This window comes from Pseudomonas sp. Tri1 (assembly GCF_017968885.1).
Taxonomy (GTDB): domain Bacteria; phylum Pseudomonadota; class Gammaproteobacteria; order Pseudomonadales; family Pseudomonadaceae; genus Aquipseudomonas.
In genome coordinates this window covers 3617692-3635332 of record NZ_CP072913.1, presented here as the reverse complement: position 1 = coordinate 3635332, position 17641 = coordinate 3617692, and the positions used below count along the sequence as shown (strand labels likewise).

16 protein-coding genes and 1 pseudogene are annotated in these 17641 nt (G+C 62.7%); 8 read left to right on the top strand and 9 right to left on the bottom strand.

Annotation, left to right across the window (positions count from 1 at the left end; translation table 11 throughout):
• Positions 1 to 85 precede the first annotated feature (85 nt).
• Positions 86 to 982: a LysR substrate-binding domain-containing protein gene (locus tag J9870_RS15415; protein ID WP_210638874.1), complete on the bottom strand. Its 897-nt coding sequence runs from the start codon at positions 980 to 982 to the stop codon at positions 86 to 88.
• Positions 983 to 1090: 108 nt separating this feature from the next.
• Between J9870_RS15415 and J9870_RS15410 the strand changes: the two genes are divergently transcribed.
• From J9870_RS15410 to nahK, 5 genes are all read left to right on the top strand, one after another.
• Entirely contained in the window at positions 1091 to 2488 is a 1398-nt protein-coding gene (locus J9870_RS15410; protein ID WP_246883011.1) for an MFS transporter, read from the top strand.
• The gene (locus J9870_RS15405) at positions 2485 to 3759 is read left to right on the top strand and encodes a glucarate dehydratase family protein (RefSeq protein WP_210638872.1); all 1275 of its coding nucleotides are present in this window, start codon (positions 2485 to 2487) and stop codon (positions 3757 to 3759) included. Before J9870_RS15410 ends, J9870_RS15405 begins: the two co-directional genes overlap by 4 nt.
• Positions 3760 to 4151: 392 nt before the next feature.
• Positions 4152 to 5336: a porin gene (locus tag J9870_RS15400; protein WP_210638871.1), complete on the top strand. Its 1185-nt coding sequence runs from the start codon at positions 4152 to 4154 to the stop codon at positions 5334 to 5336.
• A 236-nt stretch (positions 5337 to 5572) separates the two neighbouring features.
• Positions 5573 to 6736: a nitric oxide-sensing protein NosP gene (nosP, locus tag J9870_RS15395; RefSeq protein WP_135845338.1), complete on the top strand. Its 1164-nt coding sequence runs from the start codon at positions 5573 to 5575 to the stop codon at positions 6734 to 6736.
• A complete protein-coding gene (nahK, locus tag J9870_RS15390; RefSeq protein WP_246883010.1) occupies positions 6666 to 9308 on the top strand; it encodes a hybrid sensor histidine kinase/response regulator NahK/ErcS' in 2643 nt (880 codons plus the stop codon). Before nosP ends, nahK begins: the two co-directional genes overlap by 71 nt.
• 53 nt (positions 9309 to 9361) lie before the next feature.
• Here nahK and J9870_RS15385 read toward each other — a convergent pair whose 3' ends face one another.
• The 7 genes and pseudogenes from J9870_RS15385 to J9870_RS15360 form a co-directional block, all read right to left on the bottom strand.
• Positions 9362 to 10027: a response regulator transcription factor gene (locus J9870_RS15385; protein ID WP_210638869.1), complete on the bottom strand. Its 666-nt coding sequence runs from the start codon at positions 10025 to 10027 to the stop codon at positions 9362 to 9364.
• Positions 10028 to 10082: 55 nt separating this feature from the next.
• On the bottom strand, positions 10083 to 10616 hold the full coding sequence (locus J9870_RS15380) for a PQQ-dependent catabolism-associated CXXCW motif protein (protein WP_210638868.1): 534 nt from the start codon (positions 10614 to 10616) through the stop codon (positions 10083 to 10085).
• A 124-nt stretch (positions 10617 to 10740) separates the two neighbouring features.
• Positions 10741 to 10869 (bottom strand): annotated as a pseudogene (locus J9870_RS29740) (DUF4381 domain-containing protein); the annotation flags it as partial.
• Complete coding sequence (locus tag J9870_RS15375; RefSeq protein ID WP_210638867.1) at positions 10869 to 11660, bottom strand: ABC transporter permease; 792 nt, start codon at positions 11658 to 11660, stop codon at positions 10869 to 10871. The gene J9870_RS15375 and the pseudogene J9870_RS29740, both read right to left, overlap by 1 nt.
• A complete protein-coding gene (locus J9870_RS15370) occupies positions 11657 to 12388 on the bottom strand; it encodes an ABC transporter ATP-binding protein (RefSeq protein ID WP_210638866.1) in 732 nt (243 codons plus the stop codon). The genes J9870_RS15375 and J9870_RS15370 overlap by 4 nt, the downstream gene beginning before the upstream one ends.
• Positions 12385 to 13389 (bottom strand): YVTN family beta-propeller repeat protein, encoded by a 1005-nt coding sequence (locus tag J9870_RS15365; RefSeq protein ID WP_210638865.1) that lies wholly within the window; start codon positions 13387 to 13389, stop codon positions 12385 to 12387. Before J9870_RS15365 ends, J9870_RS15370 begins: the two co-directional genes overlap by 4 nt.
• A 27-nt stretch (positions 13390 to 13416) precedes the next feature.
• Positions 13417 to 14583, bottom strand: a complete 1167-nt coding sequence (locus J9870_RS15360; protein WP_210638864.1) for an ABC transporter substrate-binding protein — start codon at positions 14581 to 14583, stop codon at positions 13417 to 13419.
• A 155-nt stretch (positions 14584 to 14738) separates the two neighbouring features.
• Here J9870_RS15360 and J9870_RS15355 point away from each other — a divergent pair, with 155 nt between their 5' ends.
• From J9870_RS15355 to J9870_RS15345, 3 genes are read left to right on the top strand one after another with little or no spacing between them, the layout of a single operon-like run.
• Positions 14739 to 15005, top strand: coding sequence for a hypothetical protein (locus tag J9870_RS15355; protein ID WP_210645472.1), 267 nt, complete (start codon positions 14739 to 14741; stop codon positions 15003 to 15005).
• A 2-nt stretch (positions 15006 to 15007) separates the two neighbouring features.
• The gene (locus tag J9870_RS15350) at positions 15008 to 16264 is read left to right on the top strand and encodes an ATP-binding protein (RefSeq protein ID WP_210638863.1); all 1257 of its coding nucleotides are present in this window, start codon (positions 15008 to 15010) and stop codon (positions 16262 to 16264) included.
• Positions 16264 to 16902 carry a response regulator transcription factor gene (locus J9870_RS15345; protein WP_210638862.1) on the top strand — a complete coding sequence of 213 codons (639 nt, stop codon included), beginning with the start codon at positions 16264 to 16266 and terminating at the stop codon, positions 16900 to 16902. Before J9870_RS15350 ends, J9870_RS15345 begins: the two co-directional genes overlap by 1 nt.
• 64 nt (positions 16903 to 16966) lie before the next feature.
• Here the strand turns inward: J9870_RS15345 and J9870_RS15340 are convergent, their stop codons facing one another.
• A complete protein-coding gene (locus J9870_RS15340; protein WP_210638861.1) occupies positions 16967 to 17611 on the bottom strand; it encodes a pentapeptide repeat-containing protein in 645 nt (214 codons plus the stop codon).
• Positions 17612 to 17641 lie beyond the last annotated feature (30 nt).

Genomic DNA, 17641 nt, shown 5'->3' with positions numbered 1-17641 from the left:
CCCTCACAACCTAAGTCCACGAAGCTCGGTGGAACGTTGGGTTCCGTCAGGCACTGCCAACCGCATGGGCCTTGTTGCTCCGCCTTCACAAGCCTTCCCGAACCGCCCCCCGAATCCCCTCCAGCAACATGGTGAACGCCGGGTTGTCGTTGTCCTCGCGCCAGACCAGGTGCAACTCGCTCTGCACCCCTTCGCCCAGGTCGATCTCACGAAACACCACATGCTTGAACACCACGCTGGTGGCGCAACGTGGCACTAGCGCCAGGCCCATGCCGGCGTTGACCAGCGCCAGGATTGTCAGCGACGACCCCAGCCATTGCACGAATTGCGGTGCGACCCGGGCCGAGCGAAGCATGCCGGTGAGCAGTTCGTTGAAGGGCGGGTAGGCGGAGTGGGAGTACATGAGGAACGGTTGGCCGTCCAGATCCTGGACGCCCACGGTCTCGGCACTGGCCAGCGGATGCCCGGCGGGCACCGCCAGGACGAAGGGTTCGCGCACCAGGCACTCGGTGGCGTAACCGGTTTCCAGCAGCGGCGAACGAACGATACCCAGGTCGATGCGCCGGGCGCGCAAGGCCTCGTGCTGCTGGTAAGTGTTCATCTCCGCCAGGACGATTTTGACCTGGGGCTGTTTCAGCCGTGCCTCGGCGATGACCTTGGGCAAGAACTCGTACACCGCGCTGCCGACGAAGCTGATGGTGACCGAGCCGATGTCGCCCTGGGCGAACCGCCGGGCGGCGACGGCGGCTTGCTGTGCCTGCTCCAGCAGGTTCTGCGCCTCGATGAAAAACGCCCGGCCGGCGGCGGTGAGCGCCACGCTGCGGGTACTGCGGGTGAACAGTTCGACACCCAGGTGGTGTTCCAGCAATTGGATCTGCCGGCTCAGCGGTGGCTGGGTCATGTTCAGGCGTTCGGCGGCGCGACGGAAGTTGAGTTCGGTCGCCACCGTGGTGAAGCAGCGCAGCTGGGCTAGTTCAAACATTGATTCAATCCGGGTATCAATCAAGTGCCAAGTTAGATTAGACGGGAACAATCCGCCGCGTCCATCATCGCCCCGTTCCCCACAAAAACAATGATCGGGAGGCACCCCTTGAATAACGTAACGGACTCCACCCATGACAGCACCCTGGCGCTCGCAGCGGCCAAGGTCAAACGTCATGTACTGCCGCTGGTGGTGGTGATGTTCATCGTCAACTACATCGACCGGGTAAACATCGGCTTTGTGCGCAGCCACCTGGAAACCGACCTGGGCATCGGCGCCGCCGCCTATGGGCTGGGTGCCGGGTTGTTCTTCGTTGGCTACGCACTGTTTGAAGTGCCGTCCAACATGCTCCTGCAGCGCTACGGCGCCCGGGCCTGGCTGACACGCATCATGTTCACCTGGGGCGCGGCGGCCATGGCCATGGCCTTTGTGCGCGGCGAAACCAGCTTCTATGTGCTGCGCTTCATCCTCGGCGCAGCGGAGGCGGGCTTCTTTCCCGGCATCATCTACTACTTCACCCAATGGCTGCCGGCTAACGAACGTGGCAAGGCCATGGCGATTTTCCTCAGCGGTTCGGCCATTGCCTCGGTGATCTCCGGCCCGGTGTCTGGCGCATTGCTGCATCTGAGTGGACTGGGCCTGCACGGTTGGCAGTGGATGTTCCTGATCGAGGGCTTTGCTTCCATCGTGTTGTGCGGGTTTGTCTGGTTCTGGCTGCAATCCCATCCGAGCCAGGCCAAATGGTTGACCGACGACGAGAAAACCGTGCTGATCGCCGCCATTGCTCAAGAACAACGGGCCCGGGAAGCCGCGCAGGTGATCAAGCCGTCGATGTTCAAGTTGCTGGCCGACCGGCAGATCGCGCTGTTCTGCTTCATCTACTTCTCCATCGCCCTGACCATCTATGGCGCCACGTTCTGGCTGCCGAGCATGATCAAGAAAATGGGCAACCTGGGAGACTTCCAGGTCGGCTTGCTCAACTCCATTCCGTGGATCATTTCCATCGTCGCGATGTACGGTTTCGCCGCCCTGGCGGGCAAATGGAAGTTCCAGCAGGCCTGGGTCGCGGTGACGCTGGTGATCGCGGCGTTTGGCATGTTCATGTCCACCACCGGCGGGCCGATCTTCGCCTTCGTCGCGATCTGTTTTGCCGCCATCGGTTTCAAAGCGGCGTCGGCGTTGTTCTGGCCGATTCCCCAGGGCTATCTGGATGCCCGCATCGCGGCGGCGGTGATTGCCCTGATCAACTCCATCGGCAACCTCGGCGGCTTCGTCGCGCCCACGGCGTTCGGATTCCTGGAGCAGACCACCGGCTCCATCGAGGGCGGCCTGTATGGATTGGCCATCACCTCGCTCGTCGCCGCCGTGGTGATCTTTTTCGCCCGCACCGCGCCCAAGCGCGACACCCCGAATTCACTGTCCGGCCGGCCCGAAACCGTTGCCGAAGCCGATCAGCCGCACACACGTCAAGCCTTGAACCCTGGCCCATCGGGAGCCGCTGTATGAAGATCAAACGCGTCACCGTCACACCCATTGCGTTTCGCGATCCACCCTTGCTCAACGCCAGCGGCATCCACGAGCCGTTCGCGCTGCGCTCGATCATCGAGATCGAGAGCGACAACGGTTACATCGGCCTGGGCGAGAGCTACGGCGATGCCCCGGCCCTGGCGATCCAGCAGCAACTGCAGGACCAGTTGATCGGCCTGGATCCGTTCAACCTCAATCAGTTGCGAGCCATCGTCCAAGCCACCGTCGCCGCCCATAAACCGGTCAGCGTCGCCGGGGCCGAACTGGCACCGGGTTCCCATGCGAGCAAGGCGGTGAGCAATGCCTATTCGGCGTTCGAGGTGGCCTTTCTGGACCTGCAGGCCCATTACTTGAATGTGCCGCTGGTGGATCTGCTGGGCGGCGCGATTCGCGAGGAGATTGCGTTCAGCGCGTATCTGTTTTTCAAGTATGCCGAGCACATCGATTCGCCGTATCCGCCGGACAGTTGGGGCGAGGCGCTCAACGAACAGCAAATCGTCGCCCAGGCCCGACGGATGATCCAGGACTATGGCTTCAAGAGCATCAAGCTCAAGGCTGGCGCCCTCGATCCGGAGCATGAAGTGGCGTGCATCAAGGCGTTGAAGCAGGCGTTCCCCGGCTACCCGTTGCGCATCGACCCCAATGGCAACTGGTCCCTGGAAACCTCGATTCGCATGGCCGAACTGCTGGGCGATGACTTGCAGTATTACGAAGACCCGACGCCGGGGCTGGAGGGGATGGCCGAACTGCACAAACGCACGGGCCTGCCCCTGGCGACCAACATGGTGGTCACCGATTTCGATGAGTTCCGTCGCAGCGTAGCGTTGAACAGCGTGCAGATTGTGCTGGCCGACCATCATTACTGGGGCGGCCTGCGGGACACCCAGGCCTTGGCAAAAATGTGCAGCACCTTCGGCCTGGGCGTGTCGATGCATTCGAACTCGCACCTGGGTATCAGCCTGATGGCCATGGCTCATGTGGCGGCGGCGGTGCCGAACCTGGACTTCGCTTGCGACACCCATTACCCGTGGCAGGAGCCGGATGAGGAAGTGATCAAGGGCGGCAAGCTGCCGATCGTCGACGGCTGCGTGAAAATCACCCGAGCGCCGGGCCTGGGTTTGGAGCTGGACCGCGATCAACTGGGCAAGCTGCATGACCAGTTCCTCAGTTGCGGTATTCGCCAGCGTGACGATGTGCGGCAGATGCAGCGCTACCGGCCGGACTGGAAAACCGTCAAGCCGAGGTTCTGAGCCCAAGGCGCAGGGCCTGCTGCGCAGGCCAGCGGGAGCAAGCTCCCTCGCCACAAGAGCCTTGCCACCCAAACAGTATTGCGCGAAACCCTGTGGGAGCGAGCTTGCTCGCCATAGCAGTGTGTCAGTCGACATCAATGCTGAATGGTTCGCCGCCATCGCGAGCAAGCTCGCTCCCACAGGGTGGGTGGCCACCCAACGATCAACTGGCAGGACAACCGACCCACACCCAAAGTCTCGCGCCCGGCGGCATCGGGGTCTTACACCCAAACTGCCGCGCTGGGCCGGCGCTTCCAAAGCATTCGCCAATTGCCTCCAAGGCAGCGTATGACGCGGCCTGGCGCCTTTCGATAATCGCCTCCGACATCCCGTCTCATGTTGCGGAGCGCGCCATGCACAACAATAAAAATATTCGCCAGCGTTTTATGCCTGCGGTCATCGCCGGTCTCTCGACCCTGGGCTTGACGCCTTGGGCCCAGGCCGAAATCATGCTGTACGACAAAGACCAGACCACCTTTTCCACTGACGGCTACATCAACGCCTTCTATGTCAACAGTGACGTGGACCGGGCAGGGGATCAGTACGACCGTCGACAAGCGCGGGTCAAGATGGGCTTTTTGCCGAACTACCTGGGCTTCAACATGGGCAAGCAGGTTGATGACCTCAAGCTCGGTGCCCGCGCCTCGTTCTGGGTGACCATCAACGACAGTGAAACCAACGGCACCGACACCGCCATCGATGTGCGGCAATTCTACGGTACCGTCGCCAACCCAGAGTGGGGCGAGGTATTGATCGGCAAGGACTTCGGCCTGTTCGCCCGCTCCAACATCCTGCTCGATGAACTGCTGGCCGGTTACGGCCAAGTCAGCGACACCCTGGGGCTGGTGGACGGCGGTGGTGTCTCGTTCGGCAACATCGGCAGCGGTTACCCTTATCCGTTCCCAACCTCGCAGATCACTTACCGCACCCCGGTGATAGACGGCTTGCGAGTGGCGGTGGGCATCATGGATCCGGTGGACACCAACGACAACAGCGCCACCGGCAAGGCCTACCAGGAAAACCCTCGCACCGAGAGCGAGATCACCTACCAGTTCGACCTCGCCGGGGCGAAGATCTACAGCTGGCTCAACGGCAGCTACCAGACCTCGGACAACACCGACTCCACCGTCGAATCGGTGACCTCCAAAGGCCTGGGTTATGGCGTCCAGGCGAAGATGGGCGGGCTGTCGCTCACCGGTTCCGGGTTCCAGGCCAAGGGCATCAACCCGTTCTTCACCAACAACGCTGGCGAAGCCACGTTGCGCAACGTCGACAGCAAGGGCTACCTGCTGCAGGGCTCCTACAAGTTGGGCAAGAACCGCCTGGCGCTGTCCTACGGCAAGACCGACGACGATGGCAATGGCGTGGTGGGCAGCGGCGCCGATTACGAAACCCGTGGTATCGCGCTGTTTCATGACGTCAACGACAACCTCAAGCTCGTGGCCGAATACAACCAGTTCGAAATCAACGGCCACGACACCAGCGCGCAGAATGAAGACACCGATACCTTTGCAGTGGGGGCGGTGTTGACCTGGTAAGGGCAATACGTCGAGCGAAAAGCATACCCTTGTGGCGAGGGGATAAAACCCCTCGCCACAAGAGCATTCCAGGCAAAGTCCGAGTGTTTTGTGGTGGCCCCAGCCGTGCGCATCGCGGCCAGGGCCGCCACCGTTCTCCTCCCATGGAAGCGCCCACCCGCTACCCAAGTAGCATTCGTGCCGCGGGCGCGGCTTCGTACACTCAAGGTTCCTATCACGCACCGTCGGAGGCGAAGATGCTAAAGGCCCAGAGCGAAGGTGTGGTGAGCGCCATGTCCCAGGCCACGGACGTCCAGCAAGTGGCCCAGGAGCTGGCGCGACAGTTGTTGCACCCGCACCTGGGTTTCGTGCTGTTTTTCTGTTCCGCCGAATACAACTTGCCGGCCCTCGGCCAGGCGCTGTCCCAAAGTTTCGGTGGGATTCGCCTGGTGGGCTGCACCAGCGCCGGGGAAATCACCGCCCAGGGTTATGGCCGCAACTGCGTGACCGCAGTGGGCTTCGATCATCGGCATTTTTCCATCGCCGCCGAACTGATCGGCGAAATGGAACACTTCAGCCTGATCGACGCCCAGCAAATGGTCGAGCGGCTGGCCAGTGGTTGCCGCAGCAACGCTCTGGCACCGATCAAGGGCCACAGCTTCGCCTTGACCCTGCTTGACGGCCTGTCCAGCCGCGAGGAAATGGTCCTGGCGGCCCTGAGTGCCGCACTTGGGGACATCCCGCATTTTGGCGGTTCGGCCGGCGACGATAATTACCTGACCCACACCCATGTGTACTTCGAAGGCCAGTTCCACAGTGGCGCGGCCGTGGTGCTGCTGATCAACACCTGGCTGGAATTCGAAGTGTTCACCACCCATCACATCCTGCCTCGGGAAGAAAAACTGGTGGTGACTGGCGCCGACAGCGCTTCACGACGGGTCTATGAACTCAACGCCGAACCTGCCGCCGAAGAATACGCCCGGCACATCGGCGTGCCGGTGAGCGCACTCGATTACCGGGTCTTCGCCGCCCATCCGCTGGCGGTGCGTATCAATGACCAGTACTACGTGAGGGCCATCCAGCAGGTCCACCCGGACCTGAGCCTGAGCTTCTACTGTGCGGTGGAGAACGGCATCGTCCTTACCGCGATGACCCCGGGACCTTTGCTGGACAACCTGCAAAACCTGTTCGACGGCTTGCAGGCACGCCTCGGCGACTTGCTGCTGACCATCGGCTGTGACTGTTTCCTCAGGCGCCTGGAACTCGAAGACCGTGGCGGCCTGGAACAGATCGGCCAGTTCCTGCGCGAACAACGGGTGATGGGTTTCAACACCTACGGAGAACAGTTCAATGGCATGCACATCAACCAGACCTTTACCGGAGTTGCCATTGCCCGCCATCGCGTCCCCGGCCATCGCTGAGCTGCAGGCGCAGATCGCCAGCCTGCAGCACGACAACCACAAGCTGCGGCGGATCAACGCTGCGCTGATCGAACGGGTGGAGTCCGGCGTGACCCGGGGCAACGACCCGTATGCGGCATTCCAGCATTCGGTGGTGCTGGCCGAACAGGTTCGCGAGCGTACCGACGCACTGAACCAGGCCATGGCCGAGCTCAAGGCTGGCAATCACTTGCTGGGTGAGGCGCGGCTGCGGGCGGAAACCGCCCACCGGCATTTGATCGACGCTATCGAGAGCATTTCCGACGCGTTCGTGCTGTTCGATGAGCAGCAACGCATCGTCCTGTTCAATAGCCGTTTCAAGGCGTTCTGGGCCAACAGCCGGGTGCGGATCATCGCCGGGATGCGCCTGTCGCAGGTCAAGCGCTTGATGACCGCCAACGGCTTGTTCAGCGAAGAACCCCGGGGGCAGGCCGACGAACACGTGCTGTATCGCTTGCAGAACGGTCGCTGGCTGCAAGTCAGCGAGCGACCGACCCAGGAAGGCGGGCGGGTGATCCTGTTTACCGACATCACCGACGTCAAACTCAGTGAAACCGTGCGCCGCGAGCAGGCCATCGCACAGAAATCCCACTTGTTGCAGCGCGCGGTCGACAACCTCTCCCAGGGCGTGGCGATGGTCAACGCCCAAGGGGTACTGGAGCTTTGGAACCGCCGGTTCCTGGAACTCAGCGGCCTGGCACCGGTGGCGGCGCACCGGTCGTTCAGCGAGGTCATCGCCGACAGCGAACTGCGCCTGCTAACCCCGGCCAGTCGCGACAGCAACGGGCGGTTGATCCACGAATGCGAACAGCGCCTCTCCGATGGCCGGGTCCTGGAGATTCGTACCCATCCGCTGCCCACCGGCGGTTACGTCAACACCTTTACCGACATCACCGAGCGCTACCAACACGCCGAGGCCCTGAGCGAAAGTGAACGCTGGATCCGTTTGATCACTGACCATGTGCCGGCGTTGATCGCCTACCTCAACGCTGACCTGGTCTACGAGTTCACCAACAAGGTCTACGAACAATGGTACTGCTGGCCGCGCGGGGTGATGCTCGGCCAGAGCTTGCGCGAGGCACACAGCGAGCAGCATTACCAACGCCTGGAGGCTTACGTCGCCCGGGCCTTGGCCGGTGAGAGCGTGACATTCGAGTTCGCCGAAACCAACATCAACAACCAGGAACGCTACATGCTGCGTTCCTATGTGCCCAACCGGCTGGCCAACGGCGAGGTGGTGGGGATCTTCGTGCTGATCCGCGACATCACCGAGCGCCGCCGCACCGCCGAGGCGCTGCACCAGGCTTATCAGAACCTGGAACAGCGCGTGCAGGAACGCACCGCCGAACTCACCACCCTCAATGATCAGTTGCTGCGCGAGATCGACGAGCGCAGTCGGGTGGAATTGCGCCTGCGCGAGGCCAAGCGCGAGGCCGAGCAGGCCAACCTGTCGAAAACCAAATTCCTCGCGGCGGTCAGCCATGACCTGCTGCAACCGCTCAATGCCGCGCGGTTGTTCACCAGCGCCTTGCTCGAACGCCGCGAACCGGTGGCGAACGCACAACTGGTGCGCAACGTCAGCCATTCGCTGCAGGACGTGGAAAACCTGCTGGGCACCCTGGTGGACATTTCCAAGCTCGATGCCGGGGTGATCAAGGCTGACATCGCACCATTCGCCCTCAGCGAGTTGCTCGATAACCTGGCCGCCGAATATGTCCAGGTGGCCCGCAGCGAAGGGCTGGAATTGCACTTTGTGCCATGTTCGGCCCTGGTGCGCAGTGACATTCAGCTGTTGGCGCGGATCCTGCGCAACCTGCTGAGCAATGCCATTCGCTACACCCCCAGTGGTCGGGTGGTGTTGGGTTGTCGGCGACATCGCCAGCGTTTGTCGATCGAAGTCTGGGACAGCGGCATCGGTATCGCCGAAAACCGCCTGGAGGAAATTTTCCAGGAGTTCAAGCGCGGCGACGTACAGCGCCCGGACCAGGACCGCGGATTGGGCCTGGGGCTGGCGATTGTCGAGAAAATCGCCGGTATCCTCGGGCACCGGATCCAGGTGCGTTCGTGGCCGGGCAAGGGCTCGATGTTCGCCATCGAAGTCCCCCTCAGCGCCACCGCGCCCAAGCCATTGCCGTGCCTGGACATGAGCGAACCGATGCTCGAGCGTTTGCGCGGAGCGCGGGTCTGGGTGTTGGATAACGACGCGGCGATCTGCGCCGGCATGCGGACCTTGCTCGAAGGCTGGGGGTGTCGGGTAGTGACGGCATTGTCGGAGCAGGACCTGGCACGCCAGGTGGACAATTACCATGCCGAGGCGGATCTGCTGATCGCCGACTATCACCTGGACAATGAGCAGAACGGGGTCGACGCCGTCGCCCGGATCAACGCCCGCCGGGCCTCACCGATCCCGGCGATGATGATCACCGCCAACTACAGCAACGAACTCAAGCAACAGATCCGCGAACTGGGCCATACCCTGATGCACAAGCCGGTGCGGCCGATGAAGCTCAAGATTGCGATGAGTCATCTGTTGGGCCAGACCCACGGCCATTGATCGTTCCCACGCAGAGCGTGGGAACGATCAATACAGCTACGATGCGGTGCCTTTCAACGCCGCAAATAAGCCCCGAAATCAATATCCCCGGCACTGAGGATCGCCTGTACCCGGTTGTGCACATTGAGTTTGCGCAGGATGGCCGAGACGTGAGCCTTGACCGTGGTTTCGGCGATGTCCAGCGTATAGGCGATCTGTTTGTTCGACTCACCTTTGGTCATGCGCTCAAGCACCAGCAGCTGCTTGCGGGTCAGGGCCTGGAGCAGTTCCGGTGGAAAGCTCGGGTTCTCATTCAGGCGTCGGCCCATCGGGCTTTTTTGCGTGCGGATGATGTCAGGTGGCAGGTACACGTTGCCGTTGAGAATCTGTTCGATGGCATCGGTCATCTGCGAGCGAGGCGAGGACTTGGTGATGAAGCCCACCGCACCATAGGTGATGGCCTGCAACACTATCTGCTTGTCTTGCTCGGCGGAGACGATCACCACCGGAATGGTTGGTGCCTCGTTGCGCAGGTTGATCAGGCCATTGAGCCCGTGCATGCCGGGCATGTTCAGGTCCAGCAGGATCAGGTCGAGGTCGTCGTGTTCGCGGGTCAACGCCAGGGCGCTGTCCAGGTCGGCGGTTTCCATCACCTCGCTGCCAGGAAACCCGTCGCTGATGACGTTGTGGATGGCTTCGCGAAACAGTGGGTGATCGTCGGCTATCAGGATCTTATACATGGCCATTCACCTCGTTATTGTCGTGTGGGTGGGGCAGTTGGGCGCACGCGTGCGGTCAGGGAAAGGGTTCGGGCCGCGCTGCCTGCAGGGGCAGGTTGGCCGCTTCCCACGCATCGAGGCCATCGCGATACCAATACACATGGTTATAGCCCATGGCAGCGGCGCGTTTTACCGCGTTCCAGCTCAGCCAGCAATCGGCGCGGCAATAAAAGACCAGCGGTTGATCCGACCGCCCGGAGGTGGCTTTGCGCAGATGATAGGAGAGGTACGCCTGCCAGGTCGGGTCGAGGTCACCGTCGCCGGTATTGGCCAGCCACAGGCTGCCGGGGAGGTTGGCGTGAGGCTCGTTATCGATGAACTGCCCCTGGACCCAGGGCCGGCGGTAAACGTCGATCAGTACCGGGGGCGGTGTTTGCCCGAGCAGTTGTTGCAGGGCCTGGGTGTCGAGCACCTGCGCACCGTCCACCGCGGCAGGCGTCGGGCTGCGGTACAACGCAATACGGTAGCCCTGTGGGGAAAACAGGGCAGTGTCAGCCTGCGCGACATTCAGCGACAGGCCCAGCAGGACGATGGCCAGCAAACGGGGCATAGGAATTTATCCTTTTTGTTATGCGCCCATTACATGCCAGGGTGGGAGGTCTTGTGAATGCGACCATAGACAGGAAAACCAGTACTAAAGTCGTAATTTGAGGCGATGGATCCTGCACAGAACCCTGTGGGAGCGAGCTTGCTCGCGATGGCGGCGGATCATTTAGCAACGATGTTGACTGACGCACCGCTATCGCAAGCAAGCTCGCTCCCACAGGAATCCATCCACCAGGGAAGGCTTGTGTGGGCTGGATCAGTTCGCCTTACGCAACGCCGCATGCTGCGGATTGAACGTCCACACCGCCAGCAGCGCAAACACCAGGGTCAAGCCCAGGCATACCGCCATCGCCAACAGGTTGAACTGTTCGTACAAGGCAAAACGCACCAGTTCCACGCCATGGGTGAACGGACTCACCGCGCACAGCCAATACAGCCACGGGCTGGCTTCGAGCATCTTCCATAACGGGTACAGCGCCGAAGACAGGAAGAACATCGGGAAGATCACGAAGTTCATCACCCCGGCAAAGTTCTCCAGCTGCCGGATGGCATTGGACAGCAGCAAGCCCAGGGCGCTGAGCATCAGCGCCACCAGCAACAGGGCCGGCAGGGCCAGCAGCAGGCCCATGGTCGGCGGCTGGATTCCGTACAACCAGGCAATGGCGAGAAAGGCGTAGACCTGCAGCAGCGAGATCAACGAGGTCGCCAGCAACTTGCTTGCCAGCAGAAAAGCCCGGGGCAGGGGGCTGGTCAGCAACACGCGCATGCTGCCCATTTCCCGGTCGTAGACCATCGATAGCGAACCTTGCATGCCGTTGAACAGCAGGATCATGCAGGCCAGCCCGGGCACGATGTACACCTCGTAGGGAATGTAGGTGTCGTAGGGCGCGATGATGGCGATGCCCAGCGCCGCACGAAAGCCGGCGGCGAACACCAGCAGCCACAGCAGCGGCCGCACCAGGGCACTGAGCAAGCGTGTGCGTTGCAGCACGAAACGCAGCCATTCGCGCGTCACGATGCCGCTGAAACAATACCAGTACGCGCTCATGGCTGAACTCCCGAGGTGGTCAAGTGCGTGAAGGCCGAGCCGAGGCTGCCGCCATGTTCCAGGCTCACGGCATCGGCACGGCCACTGGCGACCAGGCGGCCCTGGTGCAGGATCAGCAGGTCGTCGCTGGGCTGCACTTCGTCCAGCAGGTGAGTGGTCCAGAGCACGCTGATGCCATGCTCGCGGCACAGCTGGCGAATGTGCTGACCCAGGGCCAGGCGGCTGGCCGGATCGAGGCCGACACTGGGCTCGTCCAGCAGCAACAGGCGCGGTTCATGCAACAGGGCCCGGGCGATTTCCACCCGGCGTCGATGGCCGCCGTTGAGATCGCGCACCCGCTCGTGGCGTCGCTCCGTCAGGTGCTGGCGGGCCAGTTCGGCGTCGATCCGGGTGGCGCCCTGCCGCCGCGACAAACCATGCAATGCGATGTGATAGCGCAGGTTCTGCTCGACACTCAGGTCCAGGTCCAGGGTGCTCTGCTGGAACACCACGCCCAACTGGCGCAGCGCCGCTCGCGGTGATTGCTGCAGGGAATGACCGCCGACACGGATATCTCCGCGTTGCACGTCGTACAAGCGCGTGAGCAAGGCAATCAACGTCGACTTACCGGCGCCGTTGGGCCCCAGCAGCGCGGCGAAGCGCCCGGCGGGCAAGCTGAAACTGACCTGTTTGAGGGCTTCGCGTGCCCCATAGGCGAAGCACAGCTCGCTGACCTCCAAGGCGTTCATGGCGTCACCACCACGCCCCAGGGATAACGCCCGACCTTCACCGACTTGAGCACCTTGCGACTCTGTACATCGATCACCGAGACATCGCCGCTCACGCCGTTGGTTGCCAGCAACTGGCTCTGGTCCGGGGTGAATGCCAGTTGCCAGACCCGTCGGCCCACCAGCAGGTAATCGAGTATTTCGAAGGTCTTGGCGTCGATGACCGCCACATGATTGGCCGGGCCCAGGGCGACGAAGGCGAGCTTGCCGTCGGCGCTGAGCTTGATGCCCACCGGCTGCACTTTGTCAGGGTGCACGCCCTTGATCTGGAAGGTCAGGGTCTTGAGGGTCTTGCGTGTGGCGACATCGAGAATGGTCAGAGTGCCGCCGATCTCCGCCGATGCCCACAGTTGGGTTCCATCGTGGCTGAACTCGACGAAACGCGGCCGCTGGTCCACCAGCGTGTTGTCGGCCAGGGTCTGGGTGCTGGTGTCGATCCAGTGCAGCATGTTCGTGGTTTCACTGGTGTTGACCGCCCACTTGCCATCGGGGCTGACGGCCATGCCTTCGGGCTCGACACCCACGCCAATCTGGCCCAGCACTTCGGAGGTCTGGGTATCGATGACCGTGACCAGGGCGTCGTCCTCGTTGGAAACGTAGAGCCAGCGGTCGTTGGGGTGCAGGGCGAACTGCTCGGGGTCTTTGCCGGAGGGCAGTTCCTTGATGATCTTGCGCGTGGCGACGTCCATCACCTGCACCCGGTCCGAATCGCTGGCGCAGATGTACAGCAGGCGGTTGTCGTGGGACAGCAACAAGCCACGGGGGCGCTGGCCCACCGGCAGGGTGTCGATGACTTCCAGGCTTTGCATGTCGATCAGGCTCAGGCTGTTGTCTTTCTCGTTGGAGACCCAGGCAGTGCTCGCGGCGGCAGGGCCGGCGACGAGCAGCGCAGCGCCCAGGGCGAGGGCTTGGCAGAGCTGGGCCGGGTGGAGCCGTGCCGGGCAAATCAGGGAGCGGCGCATGGCGGTTTTCCTTATTGTTGTTATCGATCAGGGGTAACGGCAGCTCACTTCGGGCTGGTCGTAGCCCAGGCTGTCCATTTCATTGGTGGGGTGTAGAAAACCCTCCTGGGGCGAGGTGCTGACCAACGCCCGCGGCTGGACCAGGGGAATCGGTTGGCGCAGTTGGCCGTTCCACGGTCGGTAGCTGAGCTTGCGGCCCTTGAACCCATCCAGCGGCAACTGGTCGCTGAGGGCCAGTTGGCGGATGGCGAGCGGCTCGGCCTGGCGCAGTTTGCCCACGGCGCTGGCGATGCTGCGCACGGCGATCCAGGCGGCGAAGTCACGGTCATTCATCCAGCGCCCGGCCAGGGTTTCGAAGCGCTTTTGCAACTGCGCCGCACCATAGGTTTCCACGGTCTTGTGCCAACCGGTGGGGGTCAGCCCTTGGGTGCCCGCCACTGGGCGCGGGTACCAGGTTTGATAGGGCACGTACTCGCCGAAGTCGCCGCGCTCATCGGCCACCAGCACCACGTCGTATTCGGCGGTCTGGGTGAACAGCGGCATGTCGGCCTGGGCGCTGCGGCGTTGGTCGTTGTCGAACTGCCAGGCCTTCTCGGCGACGATCCTCATGCCGAAGCGTTTCATGGCCCGGCGCAATGCGGCGGCATAGGCCTGGTCCTCGGCTGTCTGGCCGACGATCAGCAAGGCCCGCTGCCACTTGCGCACCACGCTGAACTGCACCAGGGCATCGGCGAGCATGGCTCGGTCGGGCAGGCTGTGCAGCACGTTGCCCAGGCAGTCGGTGGTGCGCAGGCTGTCGTCGGGGCTACCGGCGTTGAACAGCAGGCTGTCGGGCAGGGCGGCGCTGAGCTGGCGCAGGCTCGCGGCCGGGGCGTTGACCACGAACAGCCGCAGGCCTTGGTCGTGTTGGGCGCGGGCGGCCTGGAGCAGTGCTTCGGGGCTATCGACGTTGGCGCTTTCCAGGCGGTAGTCGTGTTTGAGAAAGCGCCCGGTGCTGTTGCTGTCGATGATCGCCAGCTCAGCCCCGCGCAGCCCGGCGTCGACCGGTTCGGCAATGACGTTGGACAGCAGCGGGCCGGAGTCGGGGCGATAACCCAGGTAGCCGATGCGCACTTGCAGCGGTGTGGCATCGCCAGCGTGAGCGGTTGCCGCTGCCAGCAGAGAAACCAAGGCGTAACTGACGAGCCGGCGCATGACATCCTCCATTGCGGGTAGCGCCAGCATAGGAAGCCAGGGGGCCTGGGGAAATATGTAGAAAGTACCGCCGGGGCAGTACCAAGGTAGTAACTCGCCTTGGCGGCCGGGGTTTTAGCATGCAAGGCATTGTCATTGACCAGGAGGGACAGACCATGCGGATTCTCAAAGCGCTGCTGCTGCCGTTTCTGCTGATCCTGAGCCTGGTTGGCGTTGACCGGCTGGCGGGTAAAAAAATCGGGTGCAATGGACATAAAAACTGCGGCCACCCCGTAACCCCGGTGGGAGCGAGCCTGCTCGCGATAGCGGCCTCACATCCAACATTATTGTCGACTGAACCGCCGTTATCGCGAGTAGGCTCGCTCCCACAAGGGATTTGTGTCCGGCGCGGATGTGAGTTCATCCCGGCAATGGGCCGCTAACCATGTCAGCCCTCTGGCGCATCAATCTCTGGGTTTCCGCCTTTTTCGCCCTGGTCACCCTGGCTTGTGCCGTCCTGTTGTTGCACCAAGCCACGACCGATGTGAAACGAGAGCTGCAATCGGCCGAGTCGGTGGTGCATTACCTGCGCGAAACCGCCGAGCGCGATCCGGCCAGTCTCCAGCCACGACTGACCGCCAGCCTGCGTCACGTGCGCGTGCGGTGGTTGGCGCCGGGCGAGCTGTTCCCGGCGGATGTCGAAAGTGGGGTGAAGGCCTGGCTCGGCCGGCGATTGCTGGATGACGGTCCCGCGGCTCAGGTGGTGGACCTGCCTGACGGTCGGCGGGCCTGGATTGCGGTCGATCCTCGCGACGAAATCGAGGAAATCCTCGATTCTTTGGTGCAGTTGCTGGGCGTCTGTGGCTTGGCGCTGGTGCTCAGTTTGCTGGTGATTCGTTGGGCTGTACGCCGAGGCATGCGGTTGCTGGATGAGTTGCTGCATGCGCTGCGCCAGGTGTCCGCCGGGAACCTTCAGGTGCATTTGCCAACTGAAGGCGTGCCGGAGGCACAGCAGTTGGCGGGGCATTTCAACCGGATGACCACCGCCCTGGCCCAGTCTCAGGCGGATAACACCCGGCTGACCCAGGCGTTGCTGGCCGTGCAGGAGCAGGAGCGAACCCTTCTGGCCCAGACCCTGCACGACGACCTGGGCCAATACGTGGCCGGCATTCGCGCTCGGGCCTGTCTGCTGCGGTTGCTGATTGACCAGCCACCGGCGCTGGAACAGACCATCAGCCAGCTCGAAGATCATTGCGAACATTTGCACCAGGGGTTCCGGACACTGGTGCATGACCTGTACCCGGTGGTGTTGCAACACCTGCCGTTGTGCGAGGCCATCGGACTGTTGGCCGGGCAGTGGCAGCAGTCCCAGGGCATCGCGTGTCAGTTGCGCATCGATCAGGTCCTGCCGCCCTTGTCCGGGCCGGACAAGACCCATCTGTATCGCTTGTTGCAGGAAGCGCTGACTAACGTTGCCCGACATGCCGGCGCCAGCGAGGTGCGGATCCGTTTGCAACACCGTGCCGGGCGCCTGCGCTTGCTGGTGCGTGACAACGGCCGTGGCGCGGCGCAACCCGCGCTTGCAGGCGTTGGCCTGCACTCGATGGCCGAACGGGCCCGCAGCCTGGGCGGCGAACTGCGCGTCATCAGCCAGCCGGGCGTCGGTTGGGCGCTGGCCTTGAATATACCTATGGAGGCGTGATGAACATCTTGTTGGTGGACGACCATGCAGTGGTTCGGCAGGGCTATGCCAGCCTTTTGCGGGCATTGATGCCGGACTTGCAGGTGCGGGAAGCGACCACAGGGGAAGAGGCGTTGAGCCAGGTCCAGGAACAGGTGCCGCACCTGGTGATCATGGACTTCGGCCTGCCCGGTATCAGTGGCTTGGAAACCACCCGGCGCTTGCGCCAGCGCTTGCCGCAACTGCGGGTGTTGTTCTTCAGCATGCACGATGAACTGCCGTTGGTGCGCCAGGCGCTGGATGCCGGTGCCGCGGGTTACCTGACCAAGAACTCGGCGCCCCAGGTGCTGGTGGAAGCGGTGCGGCGAGTGTTGGCCGGGCATGTCTACATCGAGCAATCCCTGGCCACGCAACTGGCCTGCGCCAGCTCCCGACACGATACCGACCCGCGCTTGCAATGCATGACCCAGCGCGAGCTGGAGATCTTCGTCATGCTCGCCAAGGGTACCCCGGCCCGCACCATCGCCGAACAGCTGTGCATCAGCGCCAAGACCGTGTCCAACCACCTGACCCTGCTCAAGAGCAAGTTGCAGGTCAGCTCCCATGCCGAGCTGGTGCATTTGGGGATTGATATGGGGGTGGTGCGGGTGGCGGGGTGAACCCCTTACTTGAAAGGGAGCAAGTGCCCTCGCCACAGAGGGGCTGTGTAGGTCTTTGGATGGGTTATTGATCCCAGGACACCGGGCACCCCGTACAGCCCTGCATATTTGCATCCTGGAAGTTCCCATAGTGCTGGCGTGAGCCACTCAGGTTGGCCTGTTCCAGGTTGCTTTCGCCGAGCTTGACCTCCTGCAGGTTGGCGTCGCGCAGATCGGCGCCCTTGAGGTCGGCCTTGCTCAGCCAGGCCATTTCCAGGTCGGCGGCCTGCAGGTTGGCATTGTGCAAACGAGCGCCGGACAGACGGGCGAACTGAAGGTAAGCAGCGCTCAGGTCGGCCCGCTGGAACTGCGCACCCTGGGCGAACAAACCCCAACCCTGGATCGCCTTGAGCGTGGCGCCACTGAAGTCTGCCAAGCGCAGGTTGCTCTGTTGCAGGCTGGCACGGGTCAGGTTGGCGCCTTGCAGGCGGGCTTTTTCCAGATTGGCCAGGTCCAGCCGTGCGTGACGCAAGTCGGCACCGCGCAGGTCGGCACCGCTGAGGTTCATCTTGCGCAGGTCCTGGTTGGCCAACCGGGCGCCGCGCAGGTCGGCGCCGGGGCATTGGCTGGATTCGGCGATGATGCAGCCGTTGATAGTGAGCGGGGTGTCAACGTCGTCGGCATTGGCGTGGGCGATGATCATGAGCAATACAAGCGGCAGATAGTTCATGGCAAGACACTCGGGCAGCTAATGTGGGAG

Excerpts from the sequence above, each read along its gene's own strand:
- J9870_RS15345 (WP_210638862.1), top strand. The coding sequence starts at position 16,264 with ATGAACATCTTGTTGGTGGACGACCATGCAGTGGTTCGGCAGGGCTAT.
- J9870_RS15380 (WP_210638868.1), bottom strand. The coding sequence starts at position 10,616 with ATGCCCCGTTTGCTGGCCATCGTCCTGCTGGGCCTGTCGCTGAATGTC.
- J9870_RS15405 (WP_210638872.1), top strand. The coding sequence starts at position 2,485 with ATGAAGATCAAACGCGTCACCGTCACACCCATTGCGTTTCGCGATCCA.
- J9870_RS15355 (WP_210645472.1), top strand. The coding sequence starts at position 14,739 with ATGCGGATTCTCAAAGCGCTGCTGCTGCCGTTTCTGCTGATCCTGAGC.
- J9870_RS15375 (WP_210638867.1), bottom strand. The coding sequence starts at position 11,660 with ATGAGCGCGTACTGGTATTGTTTCAGCGGCATCGTGACGCGCGAATGG.
- nahK (WP_246883010.1), top strand. The coding sequence starts at position 6,666 with ATGGCATGCACATCAACCAGACCTTTACCGGAGTTGCCATTGCCCGCC.
- J9870_RS15400 (WP_210638871.1), top strand. The coding sequence starts at position 4,152 with ATGCACAACAATAAAAATATTCGCCAGCGTTTTATGCCTGCGGTCATC.
- nosP (WP_135845338.1), top strand. The coding sequence starts at position 5,573 with ATGCTAAAGGCCCAGAGCGAAGGTGTGGTGAGCGCCATGTCCCAGGCC.
- J9870_RS15415 (WP_210638874.1), bottom strand. The coding sequence starts at position 982 with ATGTTTGAACTAGCCCAGCTGCGCTGCTTCACCACGGTGGCGACCGAA.
- J9870_RS15385 (WP_210638869.1), bottom strand. The coding sequence starts at position 10,027 with ATGTATAAGATCCTGATAGCCGACGATCACCCACTGTTTCGCGAAGCC.
- J9870_RS15340 (WP_210638861.1), bottom strand. The coding sequence starts at position 17,611 with ATGAACTATCTGCCGCTTGTATTGCTCATGATCATCGCCCACGCCAAT.
- J9870_RS15365 (WP_210638865.1), bottom strand. The coding sequence starts at position 13,389 with ATGCGCCGCTCCCTGATTTGCCCGGCACGGCTCCACCCGGCCCAGCTC.
- J9870_RS15360 (WP_210638864.1), bottom strand. The coding sequence starts at position 14,583 with ATGCGCCGGCTCGTCAGTTACGCCTTGGTTTCTCTGCTGGCAGCGGCA.
- J9870_RS15350 (WP_210638863.1), top strand. The coding sequence starts at position 15,008 with ATGTCAGCCCTCTGGCGCATCAATCTCTGGGTTTCCGCCTTTTTCGCC.
- J9870_RS15370 (WP_210638866.1), bottom strand. The coding sequence starts at position 12,388 with ATGAACGCCTTGGAGGTCAGCGAGCTGTGCTTCGCCTATGGGGCACGC.